Origin of the sequence: Pseudomonas sp. AL03 (assembly GCF_029960815.1) — a bacterium.
Taxonomy (GTDB): Bacteria; Pseudomonadota; Gammaproteobacteria; order Pseudomonadales; family Pseudomonadaceae; genus Aquipseudomonas.
Window position 1 is genome coordinate 163,284 of record NZ_JASBRE010000007.1, and the last position, 15,207, is coordinate 178,490.

11 protein-coding genes and 1 pseudogene are annotated in these 15,207 nt (G+C 61.2%); 2 read left to right on the forward strand and 10 right to left on the reverse strand.

What is annotated here, in order from left to right; translation table 11 throughout:
* Positions 1–44 precede the first annotated feature (44 nt).
* From lysS to QK293_RS09915, 10 genes are all read right to left on the reverse strand, one after another.
* On the reverse strand, positions 45–1,547 hold the full coding sequence (gene lysS, locus QK293_RS09870) for a lysine--tRNA ligase (protein WP_282377012.1): 1,503 nt from the start codon (positions 1,545–1,547) through the stop codon (positions 45–47).
* A gap of 102 nt (positions 1,548–1,649) precedes the next feature.
* A protein-coding gene (prfB, locus tag QK293_RS09875; protein WP_282377013.1) for a peptide chain release factor 2 occupies positions 1,650–2,745 on the reverse strand; the annotation gives its coding sequence in 2 pieces (ribosomal slippage) (positions 1,650–2,672 and positions 2,674–2,745; 1,095 coding nt in all).
* A gap of 288 nt (positions 2,746–3,033) precedes the next feature.
* A complete protein-coding gene (locus QK293_RS09880) occupies positions 3,034–4,035 on the reverse strand; it encodes a PleD family two-component system response regulator (protein ID WP_282377014.1) in 1,002 nt (333 codons plus the stop codon).
* Between the two features lie 48 nt (positions 4,036–4,083).
* On the reverse strand, positions 4,084–5,094 hold the full coding sequence (locus QK293_RS09885; protein WP_282377015.1) for a chemotaxis response regulator protein-glutamate methylesterase: 1,011 nt from the start codon (positions 5,092–5,094) through the stop codon (positions 4,084–4,086).
* The gene (locus QK293_RS09890; RefSeq protein ID WP_282377016.1) at positions 5,091–7,379 is read right to left on the reverse strand and encodes a hybrid sensor histidine kinase/response regulator; all 2,289 of its coding nucleotides are present in this window, start codon (positions 7,377–7,379) and stop codon (positions 5,091–5,093) included. Before QK293_RS09890 ends, QK293_RS09885 begins: the two co-directional genes overlap by 4 nt.
* Positions 7,376–8,059: a chemotaxis protein CheW gene (locus tag QK293_RS09895; protein ID WP_282377017.1), complete on the reverse strand. Its 684-nt coding sequence runs from the start codon at positions 8,057–8,059 to the stop codon at positions 7,376–7,378. The genes QK293_RS09890 and QK293_RS09895 overlap by 4 nt, the downstream gene beginning before the upstream one ends.
* Positions 8,056–9,327, reverse strand: coding sequence for a CheR family methyltransferase (locus tag QK293_RS09900; protein ID WP_282377018.1), 1,272 nt, complete (start codon positions 9,325–9,327; stop codon positions 8,056–8,058). The genes QK293_RS09895 and QK293_RS09900 overlap by 4 nt, the downstream gene beginning before the upstream one ends.
* Positions 9,324–9,860, reverse strand: coding sequence for a chemotaxis protein CheW (locus tag QK293_RS09905; protein WP_282377019.1), 537 nt, complete (start codon positions 9,858–9,860; stop codon positions 9,324–9,326). The genes QK293_RS09900 and QK293_RS09905 overlap by 4 nt, the downstream gene beginning before the upstream one ends.
* Positions 9,860–11,482 carry a methyl-accepting chemotaxis protein gene (locus tag QK293_RS09910; RefSeq protein WP_282377020.1) on the reverse strand — a complete coding sequence of 541 codons (1,623 nt, stop codon included), beginning with the start codon at positions 11,480–11,482 and terminating at the stop codon, positions 9,860–9,862. The genes QK293_RS09905 and QK293_RS09910 overlap by 1 nt, the downstream gene beginning before the upstream one ends.
* Positions 11,483–11,718: 236 nt before the next feature.
* The gene (locus QK293_RS09915) at positions 11,719–12,441 is read right to left on the reverse strand and encodes a tellurite resistance TerB family protein (RefSeq protein ID WP_282377021.1); all 723 of its coding nucleotides are present in this window, start codon (positions 12,439–12,441) and stop codon (positions 11,719–11,721) included.
* 187 nt (positions 12,442–12,628) lie between these two features.
* Here QK293_RS09915 and QK293_RS09920 point away from each other — a divergent pair.
* Positions 12,629–13,545: pseudogene (locus QK293_RS09920) on the forward strand (LysR family transcriptional regulator).
* A gap of 130 nt (positions 13,546–13,675) precedes the next feature.
* On the forward strand, positions 13,676–15,136 hold the full coding sequence (locus tag QK293_RS09925) for a gamma-aminobutyraldehyde dehydrogenase (protein WP_282377065.1): 1,461 nt from the start codon (positions 13,676–13,678) through the stop codon (positions 15,134–15,136).
* Positions 15,137–15,207 lie beyond the last annotated feature (71 nt).

The following is a 15,207-nucleotide window of genomic DNA, read 5'->3' on the forward strand; positions in this document are numbered from 1 at the left end:
CAATAAAAAGCCGCCTGTTTTAGGCGGCTTTTTAGTTGAAACACTTACGCTTGCGGCCGCATGTGCGGGAACAGGATCACGTCACGGATCGACGGGGAGTTGGTCAGCAGCATCACCAGACGGTCGATGCCGATACCTTCACCGGCCGTTGGCGGCATGCCGTACTCCAGCGCGCGAACGAAGTCGGCGTCGTAGTGCATGGCTTCGTCGTCGCCGGCATCCTTGTCGGCCACCTGAGCCATGAAGCGCTCGGCCTGGTCTTCCGCGTCGTTCAACTCGGAGTAGGCGTTGGCGATTTCGCGGCCACCGATGAACAGTTCGAAACGGTCGGTGACGTTCGGGTTCTCGTCGTTACGACGGGCCAGCGGCGACACTTCGAACGGGTACTGAGTGATGAAGTGCGGCTGCTCCAGCTTGTGCTCGACCAGCTCTTCGAAAATCATCACCTGCAGTTTGCCCAGACCTTCGAAGCCCAGCACCTTGGCGCCGGCCTTCTTGGCGATGGCGCGGGCCTTGCCGATGTCGGTCAGGTCGTCAGCGGTCAGCTCAGGGTTGTACTTGAGGATCGAGTCGAACACCGACAGGCGCACGAACGGTTCGCCGAAGTGGAACACTTTGTCGCCGTACGGGACGTCGGTAGTCCCAAGAACAAGCTGAGCCAGCTCGCGGAACAGTTCTTCGGTCAGGTCCATGTTGTCTTCATAGTCGGCGTAAGCCTGGTAGAACTCCAACATGGTGAATTCAGGGTTGTGACGCGTCGAAACGCCTTCGTTACGGAAGTTGCGGTTGATCTCGAACACTTTCTCGAAGCCGCCAACAACGAGGCGCTTGAGGTACAGCTCCGGCGCGATACGCAGGAACATTTCCATGTCCAGCGCATTGTGGTGAGTCTCGAACGGCTTGGCTGCAGCACCGCCGGGGATGGTTTGCAGCATCGGCGTTTCGACTTCAAGGAAGTCACGCTGCATCAGGAAGCTGCGGATGTGCGCAATCACTTGCGAACGAACGCGGAAGGTCTGGCGCACGTCTTCGTTGACGATCAGGTCAACGTAACGCTGGCGATAGCGCTGCTCGGTGTCGGACAGGCCGTGGTGCTTGTCCGGCAGTGGGCGCAGGGACTTGGTCAGCAGGCGCACGTGGGTCATTTCGACGTACAGGTCGCCCTTGCCGGAACGCGCCAGGGTACCTTCGGCGGCAATGATGTCGCCCAGGTCCCAGGTTTTCACCGCGGCCAGGGTTTCTTCGGACAGGGTTTTACGGTTGACGTAAACCTGAATGCGCCCGGACATGTCCTGGATCACCATGAACGAACCACGGTTGAGCATGAGACGACCGGCAACCTTGACCGGGATTGCAGCCTCTGCGAGCTCTTCCTTGGTCTTGTCCGCGTACTGTTTCTGCAAGTCTTCGCAGTAGTTGTCGCGGCGGAAGTCGTTCGGGAAGGCATTGCCCTTGGCGCGCTCGGCAGCCAGCTTTTCCTTGCGCAGGGCGATCAGGGAGTTTTCTTCCTGTTGCAGGGCTTGCGGGTCGAGTTCTAGGTCGCTCATGTCTTTAAAAATTCCATCACAGGTTCGTTGCCCCCGGCTGTCGCCGGGGTTCGCGGGCAAGCCTCGCTCCTACAGGGGCATGACACCCCTGTAGCGCGTGCCTTAAAGCCCTTGTTTCAGGCTGGCCACCAGGTATTCGTCGATGTCGCCGTCGAGCACCTTGTCGCAGTCACTGCGTTCGACGTTAGTACGCAAATCCTTGATTCGCGACTGGTCGAGCACGTAGGAGCGAATCTGGTGACCCCAGCCGATGTCCGACTTGGTGTCTTCCAGGGCCTGGGAGGCGGCGTTGCGTTTCTGCACTTCCTGCTCGTACAAGCGCGCCCGCAACATTTTCATCGCGGTGTCTTTGTTGGCGTGCTGGGAGCGTTCGTTCTGGCAGCAGACCACGGTGTTGGTCGGTACGTGCGTAATACGTACGGCCGAGTCGGTGGTGTTTACGTGCTGACCACCGGCACCGGAGGAACGGTAGGTGTCGATGCGCAGGTCCGACGGGTTGATGTCGATTTCGATGTTGTCATCGATTTCCGGCGACACGAACACGGCCGAGAACGAGGTGTGGCGACGGTTACCGGAGTCGTACGGGCTCTTGCGCACCAGACGGTGCACGCCGATTTCGGTACGCAACCAGCCAAAGGCGTATTCGCCCTTGATGTGGATCGTGGCGCCCTTGATCCCGGCGACTTCACCGGCCGACAGCTCCATGATGGTCGCGTCGAAACCGCGTTTGTCGGCCCAGCGCAGGTACATGCGCAGCAGGATGTTGGCCCAGTCCTGAGCCTCGGTACCGCCGGAGCCGGCCTGGATGTCGAGGTAGGCGTTGTTGGCGTCCATCTCACCGCTGAACATGCGACGGAATTCGAGTTTTTCCAGGGACTCACGCAGACGCTCGACTTCGGCAGCGACGTCATCGACGGCGGCCTGGTCTTCTTCTTCGGCGGACATCAGCAGCAGGTCTTTGGCGTCGGCCAGGCCTGTGTGCATTTCGTCGAGGGTTTCGACGATCTGAGCCAGCAGGGACCGCTCGCGGCCCAGCTCCTGAGCGTACGTCGGGTTGTTCCAGACATTCGGATCTTCAAGCTCGCGATTGACTTCAGTCAGACGCTCATGCTTTTGATCGTAGTCAAAGATACCCCCGAATAGTTTCGGAGCGCTCGGACAGGTCCTTGATACTGTTAAGGATCGGGTTGATTTCCATGGCGGGCAGCACTCGTTGGCGAACTTTTGAAAGCCGGCGAGTATAACGTAATCAGGCTGTCACGGCAGCCCGCCTGGCGGCTTTAGGGCGAATGGTTTTGGCTAAACGGCGAACACCTGTAGCAGCGGTCGAGCCCCGCGAGGCCGCGTTCGGCGGCGAAGCCGTCGTAAACTATACAACACGGCCTTTCAGACAAACCGCGCACACAGGATTGGCGAGGACTTCGTCCTCGGACGCGGCCTCGCGGGGCTCGACCGCTGCTACATGGGATCGTATTTCAATAGCGGATTACTCAATCCCAACCTGATTACGCCCGTTGTTCTTCGCCAGGTACAGCCCCTTGTCCGCCGCCGAAATCAATTGCCGGCAATCGCCACCCGGTTGCGGGGTCATGGTCGACAGGCCGATGCTGATGGTCAGGCTCGAACCTTCTGCCGGAAAAACGTGCGGAATCTTCAACGCCGCAACGGTCTGGCGGAGCTTTTCCGCGACCAGTCGCGCGCCGCCCGGCGAAGTATTGGGCAGCACCAGAACGAACTCTTCGCCGCCATAACGGGCCGGCAGGTCCGAAGGCCGCGAACTGGCATCACGAATCGCCGTGGCCACTTTGCGCAAGGCTTCATCGCCTTCAAGGTGGCCGAAGCTGTCGTTGAAGGACTTGAAGTAGTCGACATCGATCATCAGCAGCGACAGTTGGGTCTGGTCACGCAGCGAGCGGCGCCACTCCAGCGCCAGGTATTCGTCGAAATGCCGGCGGTTCGACAGCCCGGTCAGGCCGTCGGAGTTCATCAAGCGTTGCAGCACCAGATTGGTGTCTAGCAACTGCTGCTGGCTGACCCGCAACGCGCGGTAAGCCGCGTCACGCTGCAGCAAAGTCATGTAGGAGCGCGAGTGGTAGCGAATGCGCGCCACCAGTTCGATGTTGTCCGGCAACTTGACCAGGTAATCATTGGCCCCGGCCGCAAACGCCGCGCTCTTGATCAGCGGATCTTCCTTGGTCGACAGGACAATGATCGGGATGTCCCTGGTCGCCGGATGGTTGCGGTACTCGCGCACCAGGCTCAAGCCGTCAAGTCCAGGCATCACCAGATCCTGAAGGATCACCGTCGGCTTGATGCGGATCGCCTGGGCGATGGCCTGGTGCGGGTCGGCGCAGAAGTGGAAGTCGATATTTTGTTCGTTCGACAACCCGCGGCGCACCGCCTCGCCGATCATCGCCTGATCGTCCACCAACAACACCATGGCGGCGTTTTCATCGGTTTTGAAGTCGTCGAGCTGTAAATCATTCATGGGCAGTCACCTGAGTACTACTTGGGCCAGGATTGCTGTGAAAATTCTTCATTTGGGGAATATCTCCAGCAATCGTGGCGCTATCTTGTCCAGTGGGCGAATTTCCATCGCAGCATCGATGGCCGCTGCCGCCTTCGGCATTCCGTACACCGCACTGCTGTTTTGATCCTGAGCGATGGTCAGGTAGCCCTGTTGGCGCATGAGTTTAAGCCCCTGCGCGCCATCGCGTCCCATGCCGGTGAGCAAAACACCCACGGCATCGCCGTTCCAGTAATTGGCCACGCTCTCGAAAAACACATCGATCGAGGGCCGATAGATCTCGTTGACCGGTTCGGCCGTGTAGGCCAGCGAACCGTTTTTCAACAAGCGAATATGGTGGTTGGTACCCGCCAGCAGCACCGTGCCGCTTTGCGGCGGCTCGCCTTCCTGGGCCAGGCGCACGTTCAGGCCGCTGGCGCTGCCGAGCCATTCGGCCATGCCGGCGGCGAACACCTGGTCAACATGCTGCACCAGCACGATGGCCGTCGAAAAATCTCGCGGCAGCCCCTTGAGCAAGACTTCCAGCGCGGCCGGCCCACCTGCCGATGAGCCGATCGCTACCAGACGCTGGCGCGAGGCCGAACTGCGCAGCGGGCTCGGAGCCGATCGCTCCCGATTGCCCCGGTCACCGATCAGCCAACCGATGTTCATGATCTTGCGCAGTAACGGGGCCGCCGCCTCCTGGGCATTGCCGGCACCGAGGGCCGGCGTATCGACCACATCCAGCGCGCCGTGGCCCATGGCCTCGAACACCCGATGCACGTTTTGCTCGCGGTCGACTGTGACGATAACGATCGCGCACGGCGTATCGGCCATGATCCGCCGGGTCGCCTCCACGCCATCCATCACCGGCATGATCAGGTCCATCAGGATCAGATCCGGCGTATGTTCGGCACAACGTTGCACCGCCTCGGCCCCATTGCTGGCGACCCAAACCAGCTCGTGCGCCGGCTCGAATGCCAGGGCGCGGCGCAGAGCCTCCACTGCCATGGGCATGTCGTTGACGATTGCGATTTTCATGCCCGCGCTCCTCCAATGAGCTCAACCACCGCGTCAAGCAGGGCGTCGTCATGAAAACTGGCTTTGGCTAGGTAATAGTCGGCTCCAGCGTCCAGTCCACGACGACGGTCCTCTTCACGATCTTTGTAAGACACCACCATAACCGGAAGCGATTGCAGGCGATTGTCCCGGCGCAGTAAAGACACCAGTTCGATGCCATCCATACGCGGCATATCAATGTCGGTGATCAGCAGATCGAAATCCTCCGAGCGCAAGGCGTTCCAGCCATCCATACCGTCCACCGCCACCGCCACGTCGTAGCCGCGATTGAGTAACAACTTGCGTTGCAGCTCGCGCACGGTCAGCGAATCGTCGACCACCAAAATCCGTTTTCGAGCGGCTTCAACCGCCTGGCTGCCCTGACGGGCAATGCGCTCAAGACGCCCGGTATTGAGCAGTTTGTCCACCGAACGCAGCATGTCTTCGACGTCGATGATCAGCACCACCGAACCGTCGTCGAGCAAGGCCCCGGCGGAGATGTCCTGCACCTTGCCCAGACGCTCGTCCAGCGGTAGTACGACCAAGGTCCGCTCGCCGATAAAACGCTCGACCGCCACGCCGTAAATCGCCTCGCGCTCGCGAATCACCACGACCTTGAGGGTTTGCTGACTGTTCTGGCTCGCCGGACGCTGCAACAGTTGACTGGCCGCGACCAACCCGACATGTCGGCCTTCGTGCCAGAAATGCTGACGGCCTTCGACCTGGACGATGTCCGCCGGCTGCAGATCGCACATCCGTTCGATGTGGGCCAGCGGGAAGGCATACGCCTCCTCACCGACGTCCACCACCAGACTGCGCACCACCGACAGGGTCAGCGGCACTTCGAGATGGAAGCGACTGCCCTCGCCCGCCGCCTGCTCCAGCACGACCGCGCCCCGCAACTGGCGAACCATGTGCTGAACCGCATCCAGACCGACACCGCGCCCGGAGACCTCGGTGACCGTGTCGCGCAGGCTGAAACCCGGTAGAAACAGAAAGGTCAGTAGCTCTTCTTCACTTAACTGCGCGGCGGTTTCGGCCGGGGACAATTGGCGTTCGATGATGCTGCGGCGGACCTTTTCCAGATCGACGCCATTACCGTCATCGCTCAGCTCCAGCACCAACAGACCGGCCTGATGGGAGGCGCGCAAACGAATCAGGCCTTCAGCGGGTTTGCCCGCCAAGAGCCGTAGCTCCGGGGATTCGATGCCGTGATCAACGGCATTGCGCAGCAGGTGGGTCAGCGGCGCTTCAAGCTTCTCCAGCACGTCACGGTCGACCTGGGTTTTCTCGCCCTCGATCTCCAATCGCACCTGTTTGCCAAGGCTGCGGCCGAGGTCGCGGACCATGCGCTCTTGCCCGGTCAACACATCGGCAAACGGCCGCATGCGGCAGGCCAGCGCGGTGTCGTACAACACTTGCGCCCGTTGACTGGCCTGCCAGGCGAACTCATCCAGCTCGGCGTTTTTCTCGATCAGCAATTGCTGGGATTCAGCCAGCAATCGGCGGGCATCGTCGAGAGCCTCCTGGGCCTCCAGGCTCAAGGCGTGGTCCTTGAGGTGGACGTTGAGGTTTTCCAGTGCCCGCAGGCCGTTGTTCTGCATGCGCTTGAGGCGTTGCATGGTGGCCAGGTGCGGTTTGAGCCGCAGGGTTTCCACCAGGGATTTGCTCGACAGATCGAGCAGACTGTTCAGGCGTTCGGCCGTGACGCGCAGCACCCGTTCGCCGTTTTCGGTGGTGCGCCTGGTCTTGCGCGGCGGCTCTGCGCAGTGCAGTTCGGCGACCGGGATTGGCGTCTCGACCTTGGGCGCCGGTGGTTGGAGCTGAAGCTGCGCCATCACTGGGACGACGGGTGCAGCGACCGGTGCGGGTGCCGCCATCGGATCAAGCAACCGCGCCATCAAGGCCACATAGGCCTCGATATTCGCACGTTCAGGATTGTTGGTCGGCGTCGCGATGCGCATCAGCAAATCGGTGCCTTGCAACAACGCATCGATGTGCTCGGGCCGCAGGTACAGGCGCCCTTCCTGGGCGCTGACCAGACAATCCTCCATCACATGCGCAACGCTGACCCCGGCATCGACGCCGACGATGCGCGCCGCGCCCTTGAGCGAGTGCGCCGCGCGCATGCACGATTCGAGGTGATCGGCTTGGGTCGGGTCGCGTTCCAGCGCCAAAAGACCTGCGTTTAGCACCAGGGTCTGGGCCTCGGCTTCCAGGCTGAACAGCTCCAGCAAAGAGGCGTCACGCATTTGCTCGGGGGTCATGTAAGGCTCCGGGTCACGGCGGACAGCAACTGTTCTTCATCCAGCCAACGCAGGCTGCGACCTTTGAATTGCAACACGCCACGGGTGTATTTGCCGCTGGCCTGAGTGCCGGAGCGGGACGCCGCCTCGAGGAGGTGTTCGTCGATGGCGTGAATCCCGTCCACTTCATCCACCGGCACCACCACCGGCCCGCCGTGGGCGGCGATGATCAGCATCCGCGGCATGACCCGCGCGCCGGACGCCACGCTGCTGGCGCCGTCGAGCCCCAGCAGCTCCACCAGCGACAGGCACGCCACCAGAGCGCCGCGCACATTCGCCACGCCGAGCAAGGCCCGGGAGCGCTGGTGCGGCAAGGAGTGAATCGCTTGCAACGGCGCCACTTCCACCAGGCTGCGGGTGGCCAGGCCCAGCCATTCTTCGCCGAGACGGAACATCAACAGCGAACGGGTTTTCACCTCGCTCTTGACCGCGCTGGAGACTTGCCCGCGGTCTTCCTGCTGCAACGCGTAGCGGTCGAGCAAGCGCGTCGCGGCGGCCGAATACACCGCGCAATTGCGACAGTGAATGTGATCGCTCAGCAGTGGGCAGGACTTGTCGCCATGGATACCGATGCGGTTCCAGCAGTCGTCGATGGCCTGGGCATCTTCATGGGTGAGGCTAAAGGTGTCGGCGGCGTTCATCGTTTACGCTCACTGTCAGCGGCGCGCTCACTGCGGGCGGCACGGTCCTGCAATCGCCTGGCACCCGCCGTGTCGCCCAAAGATTGCAGCAACGCCGCCAGGTGCATCAACGCGTCGGGATGTTGCGGTTCGAGGTACAACGCTTTGCGATAAAACCCCAGGGCCTCCAGGACTCTGCCGGCGACATCGCTGAGCAAGCCCAGCCAGTAAAAGACCTGGGCTACTGGCTCGTGACTGCGCAAATAGCTTTCGCACGCGGCACGGGCTTCGGCGCTTTTGCCTTCGTTGGCCAGCGCGGCAATGTTCGCCAGCAGCGCGACGGTGTCCGGGTTGGCGGTTGTCGTCACGACAGGTAGCGGCGCCACCGTTGCGAAGGGCCGGCTGCGAACGGGCGGCGATGTCACGCTGCTCGCCGGTTGGCGCACGGGCAGAGGCGTCGGAACGAAAGTCGGAAGGGGCGCAGGCTCAGGTGCGCTCTGACGATTGAACGCAAAGGACTGCGGGATGCCGATCGAACGCATGCCGAAACGGCCGAGCAAACTGCCCTCGGCCGGGCCGATAAACAGCACGCCGTCGACATGGGTCAGGCGCTTGAGCACTTCGAACACTTGCTCCTGGGTCGGTTGATCGAAATAGATCAGCAGGTTGCGGCAAAACACAAAGTCATAAGGCGGCTCGTTGGCCAGCAACATCGGATCCACCAGATTGCCGACCTGCAAACGCACTTGTTCAAGCACCCGCCCGCTGAGGCGATAGCCCTCGTCTTCGGCGGTGAAATGCCGATCGCGAAACGCGATGTCCTGACCACGAAACGAATTCTTGCCGTACAGCGCTCGCCGGGCTTTTTCCACCGACAACGGGCTGACGTCCATGCCTTCGACCTTGAACTGGTGCGGCTGGAACCCGGCATCAAGCAACGCCATGGCGATGGAATACGGTTCTTCACCGGTGGAACACGGCAGGCTGAGAATCCGCAGCGCGCGCATGTTGTTGATGTCGCTCAGACGTTTGGCAGCCAGTTTCGCCAGGGTGGCGAAGGATTCCGGGTAACGGAAAAACCAGGTCTCGGGGACGATCACCGCTTCGATCAGCGCGTGTTGCTCGTCCCGCGAACCCTGCAAAGCTTGCCAATACTCATCGGCCGTCAGCGCGTTGGACGCCGTGCTGCGCTGACGCACCGCACGCTCGATGATCGCCGGCCCCACCGAGGTCACGTCGAGACCGATGCGCTCTTTGAGGAAATCGAAAAACCGCTGATCGCTGCTCATGGCCGCTCCTCAAACAGCGCCAAGTCCAGTGGCGTCGACGGAAACAGCAGCGCGCGAACCTGCTCATCGAGCAAGTCGGCGACCCGCACCCATTGCAGCAAACCCTGAGCATCTTCGCGCACCGGCCCGAGGTACGGCGCCTGGCGATTGTCCAGGCCATAAGGCTGAAAATCCGCCGGGGTGCAACGCAAGGTATCGGTGGCCTGTTCCAGAATCAGCCCGAGCAATTGCGCCTCACTGGTTTCATCCGGGCGGTAATTGACCAGCACCAAGCGCGTGCTGGTGCGGGCCTGGGCCGGTTGGCCGAAGGTCAGCGCACTGAGGTCGATCACCGGCACCACCGCGCCGCGATAGGCGAACACCCCCGCGACCCAGTCCGGCGCGCGGGGAATCGGCTTCAACGGCAGGCGCGGCAGCACTTCCGCCACCTCGATGGCCTGCAAGGCATAGCGCTCGTTGCCGATGCGGAACACCAGAAACAATGATTGCAGCACCGGCTTCACGGCGATGCGTTTGGCCGTGAGTTCGCTCATCAGACTTTGAATCGCGAAACGCCGCTGCGCAGCCCTACGGCCACCTGGCTCAGTTCATCGATGGCGAAACTGGCCTGGCGCAGGGACTCGACGGTCTGGCTGCTGGCATCGCCCAATTGCACCAGCGCGTGGTTGATCTGTTCGGCGCCCGTGGCCTGGGCCTGCATGCCTTCGTTGACCATCAACACTCGCGGCGCCAGCGCCTGAACCTGATGAATGATCTGTGACAGTTGCTCGCCGACCTGCTGCACCTCGGACATGCCGCGGCGCACTGCTTCGGAGAACTTGTCCATGCCCATGACCCCGGCCGACACCGCCGACTGGATCTCGCGCACCATCTGCTCGATGTCGTACGTGGCGACGGCGGTCTGGTCCGCCAGACGCCGCACTTCGGTGGCGACCACGGCAAACCCGCGGCCGTATTCACCGGCCTTTTCGGCCTCGATGGCAGCGTTGAGGGACAGGAGATTGGTCTGGTCGGCGACCTTGACGATGGTCACCACCACCTGGTTGATGTTGCCGGCCTTCTCATTGAGGATTGCCAGTTTGGCGTTGACCAGATCGGCCGCGCCCATCACCGAATGCATGGTCTCTTCCATACGCGCCAAGCCTTGCTGCCCGGAGCCGGCGAGCACCGAGGCCTGATCGGCAGCGGTGGACACTTCAGTCATCGTGCGCACGAGGTCTCGCGAAGTGGCGGCGATTTCACGGGACGTCGCGCCGATTTCGGTGGTGGTGGCAGCAGTTTCGGTGGCCGTAGCCTGCTGTTGCTTGGAGGTAGCGGCGATCTCAGTGACCGAGGTGGTGACCTGCACTGAGGAGCGCTGAGCCTGAGACACCAAGGACGTCAGCTCGGCCATCATGTCGTTGAAGCCGGTTTCCACGGCGCCGAATTCGTCCTTGCGCGCAAGGTTCAAGCGGCCGCTCAAATCACCCGTGCGCATGATTTCGAGGATCTGCACGATACGGTTCATGGGCGCCATGATCGCGCGCATCAGCAACAGGCCGCAGAGACCAGCGGCCAAAACCGCCACCAGCAGGGAAATGCCCATGATGACTTGAGCGGTGAGCACGGCGTCATGGATGTCCGCCATGGCCTGATCTGCCCTGGCTTTGTTGTACACAAGAATGTCATTTAGTTTCAGACGCCCCGCGGTCCATGTCGGGGTCAGCTGTTCGTTGAACAACTTGATGGCGTCGGCTCGCTGGTTGCGCTGATGCAAGTCGAACACCGCGGCCAGCATCTTGCCGTAATCCTGATGGATTTTTTGGAAAACCGCGAACTCGGCTTTGTCTTCTTCGGTAGTCACAGTGCCGCGATAGTTGTTGATCGCTTCCTGCACTTGCGCTTCATAGCGCTTGAGGTCGGCGACATCTTTGGTACTGATACCCTGCCCTTCCTTCAGACCCAGCATCTCCTCGATGTGGAGGAAGCTGTCGACCCAAGCGCCACGAATCATCGAACTGTAATAGACCCCGGGAAGCGCGTCGTCACGTACGCTGTCTTCGCTGACCTCGATCTTCAACAACCGCGAATACGAGACGACGACCATCAGCAACATGATGGCGATAATCACCGCAAAGCTCGCCAAAATGCGTTGGCGCAACGTCCAGTTCTTCACAGTCAGTCCTCGGGGTGCAGTTCAAATGTTGCGGAGTATAGCTGAGGGCGGTGTTTCATTTGTAAGACGGGTGCGCACCACGTCTCATCCCTGTGCAAATCGCTGAAATACCTGTGCGGCGAGGGGCTTGTGTCGTTTCGGAGCGCGCTGTTGTGATGCAAAAAAAATCGCAGGCTCCGCCAGTGCCTACGGTCGATGTAGGCATTGGCGAAACCTGCGATTTTTTAAGACAACGCTTAAATAGAAGCCTGACGCACCTGCTTCTCCAACTCAGCCTTCAACCCCGGCTCAAGCTTCAGTTGCCGCGCCAGTTCATCGAGGTAGGACTTCTCCATGAAGCTCTCCTCGTCCACCAGCATCACACTGGCGATGTACATCTCAGCGGCCATTTCCGGCGTACTGGCAACGCGGGCAACGTCGGCCGGGTCCAGCGGTTTGTTGAGTTCGGCGTGCAGCCAGTGCTGCAACTCCTGATCGTTATCGAGCTTGGTGAATTCACCTTCAATCAGCGCACGCTCGCGATCGTCGACATGACCATCAGCTTTAGCCGCAGCCACTAACGCTTGGAGAATCGCCTGGCTGTGCTGTTCAACTTGCGCCGCCGGTAAGCGGTCGATGGTTTGCGGTTCAGTCTTCGGCGCAGTGCCCTGCTGGGCCTGCCAGTTGCCATACGCCTTGTAGGCAATCACGCCCAATGCGGCGAGGCCACCATAAGTCAGGACCTTACCGCCGACATTGCGCCCTTTCTTGCTGCCCAGCAGCAAACCCATGGCACTCGCCGCCAACGCTCCGCCGCCCGCGCCAGAGAGCAGGCTGCCAAGGCCGCCCGAACCACCGCTGCCGCCGAGCAATCCGCCCAAGCCACCCCCAGCGGTCTTGTTTTGTGAGCCGCCGGCCTTGTTCTGCAACATGTCCTGACCGGACTTGAGTAGCTGATCGAGCAATCCACGGGTGTTCATTTGCTGCCTCCACGCATTCGGGTTAACTAGATCTTTAAGGCCATCAGCCTAGATCGAAAGTGCCCGGTGTCCGGGAGCGAGAGTGCTTCGAGATGTTGCGCAGCGTTTTTCAGCTGACCGCAGCTCATCAGAAAAAAAGATATACACTCAGAAAAATCGATAAAAACCGCCCACCGGGTACTTCCCCATGATGACCCTGCGTCAGATCCGCCATTTCATCGCCGTGGCTGAGACCGGCTCAATCTCCGCCGCCGCTCAAACCGCATTCATTTCCCAGTCCACCCTGACCCTGGCGATCCAGCAACTGGAGCAGGAAATCGGCGTTGGCCTGTTCAATCGTCACGCCAAGGGCATGACGCTGACTCACCAAGGCCACCAATTCCTACGCCAAGCGCACCTGATTCTGGCGACGGTGGACGACGCCAAACGCACAGCCTGCAACAGAGCACCGACCAGGTCGCCGGGCAGTTGATCATCGGTGTGACCAGCCTGGTGGCCGGTTACTACCTCGCGGACTTGCTCACCCGTTTCCAGCGCGCCTACCCCAACGTCGAGATCCGCGTGATGGAGGACGAGCGCCCTTACATCGAGCATTTGCTGGTCAGCGGTGAAATCGATGTCGGCGTGCTGATTCTCTCCAACCTCGAAGACCGCCATGCCTTGCAGACCGAAGTGTTGACCCACTCGCCGCACCGGCTATGGCTGCCGGCCCAGCATCCGCTGCTGGAACACGACAGCATCAACCTCGCCGATGTGGCCCGCGAACCGTTGATTCAGCTGAACGTCGATGAAATGGATCGCAATGCGCAACGCATGTGGTCGGCGGCCTCCCTGCAACCGCGCATCACATTAAGAACCGCCTCAACGGAAGCCGTGCGAAGCCTGGTCGCCGCAGGATTAGGCGTTTCGATCCAGCCCGACATGACTTACCGCCCGTGGTCATTGGAAGGCGACATCATCGAAGCCCGCACAATCGCGGACCTGAGCCAAACCCTCGACGTCGGCCTGGCCTGGCGTCGCGGCACCGCGCGCCCGGCGCTGGTGGACCCGTTCCTGACCGTTGCCCGTGAGCAACCCCACGGCGGGCGCAAGCCATCTATTTAATCGAATGCCACCTTCAGTATTTAGAATTTGTCGACCTCGGGCCTGAGCACTAGTCTTGCTGCATCTATAAGACGGCCGGGCCCCAGTCACAGGGAGCACCATGGCCACACAAGAAAAGAGAACCCGAAAAATGGCTGGCGCGCAGACCCCGTTGTTCACCGCGTTGTTGATCGATGGCGAATTGGTCGCGGGCCAGGGGGTGGTTGTCGAACCCATTCTCAACCCGGCCACCGGTGAAGTGCTGACGCACATTGCCGAAGCGAGTACCGAGCAGGTCGAAGCCGCGATCCTCGCCGCCCACCGCGCCTTTGCCGGTTGGGCGCGGACCACGCCGCAACAGCGCTCAAATTTACTGTTAGACATTGCCAACGCCATCGAAAAACAAGCTGACCTCCTCGCCCGCCTCGAATCGCTGAACTGTGGTAAGCCATTGCACCTGGCCCGTCAGGACGACTTGAGCGCCACAGTCGATGTGTTCCGCTTCTTCGCCGGCGCCGTGCGCTGCCAGACCGGTCAGCTCAGCGGCGAATACCTGCCCGGCTACACCAGCATGGTCCGTCGCGATCCGATTGGCGTGGTCGCGTCGATTGCGCCGTGGAACTACCCGATCATGATGGCCGCGTGGAAAATCGCTCCGGCCCTGGCCGCTGGCAACACGCTGGTGTTCAAGCCGTCGGAACACACGCCGCTGTCGATTCTGGCACTGGCGCCGGCGCTGGCCGAGATCCTGCCGCGCGGCGTGATCAACATCGTTTGCGGCGGTGGTGAAGGCGTTGGCAGCCATTTGGTCAGCCATCCTAAAGTGCGCATGGTGTCGCTGACCGGCGATATCGTCACCGGGCAAAAAATCCTCCAGGCCGCCGCGAAAACCCTGAAGCGCACCCACCTTGAGCTCGGCGGCAAAGCGCCGGTGATCGTTTGTAACGATGCTGACATTCAAGCCGTGGTCGAAGGCGTGCGCACTTACGGCTATTACAACGCCGGTCAGGATTGCACCGCAGCGTGTCGCATTTATGCACAGGCCGGGATTCATGATCGCTTGGTGGCCGAACTCGGCGCGGCAGTCAGCAGCCTGCGCTTCGCCGGCAAACGCGACGCCGACAACGAGATCGGCCCGCTGATCAGCACTCGCCAACGCGACCGCGTGGCCAGCTTCGTCGAGCGCGCCCTCGGTCAGCCGCACATCGAGCGGGTAACCGGCGCGGCGGTGCATTCCGGCGCCGGATTCTATTACCAGCCGACCTTGCTGGCCGGTTGCAAGCAGAGCGATGAAATCGTCCAGCGCGAAGTCTTCGGGCCAGTGGTTACCGTGACCCGTTTCGATCAGCTCGAACAAGCCGTGGACTGGGCCAACGACTCGGAATATGGCCTCGCCTCCTCGGTCTGGACCCAGAACCTGGACAAAGCCATGCAGGTTGCGGCGCGGTTGCAGTACGGCTGCACCTGGATCAACAGCCATTTCATGCTGGTCAGCGAAATGCCCCACGGCGGCCTGAAGCGTTCGGGCTACGGCAAAGACTTATCCAGCGATTCGCTCCAGGACTACAGCGTGGTGCGGCACATCATGGCGCGCCACGGACAGCATCTCTGACTACGCTAATAACAAGCCACTAACGGCATGCTTCACCACGTTCACAACTGCCCCGACCATAATTAAATAAG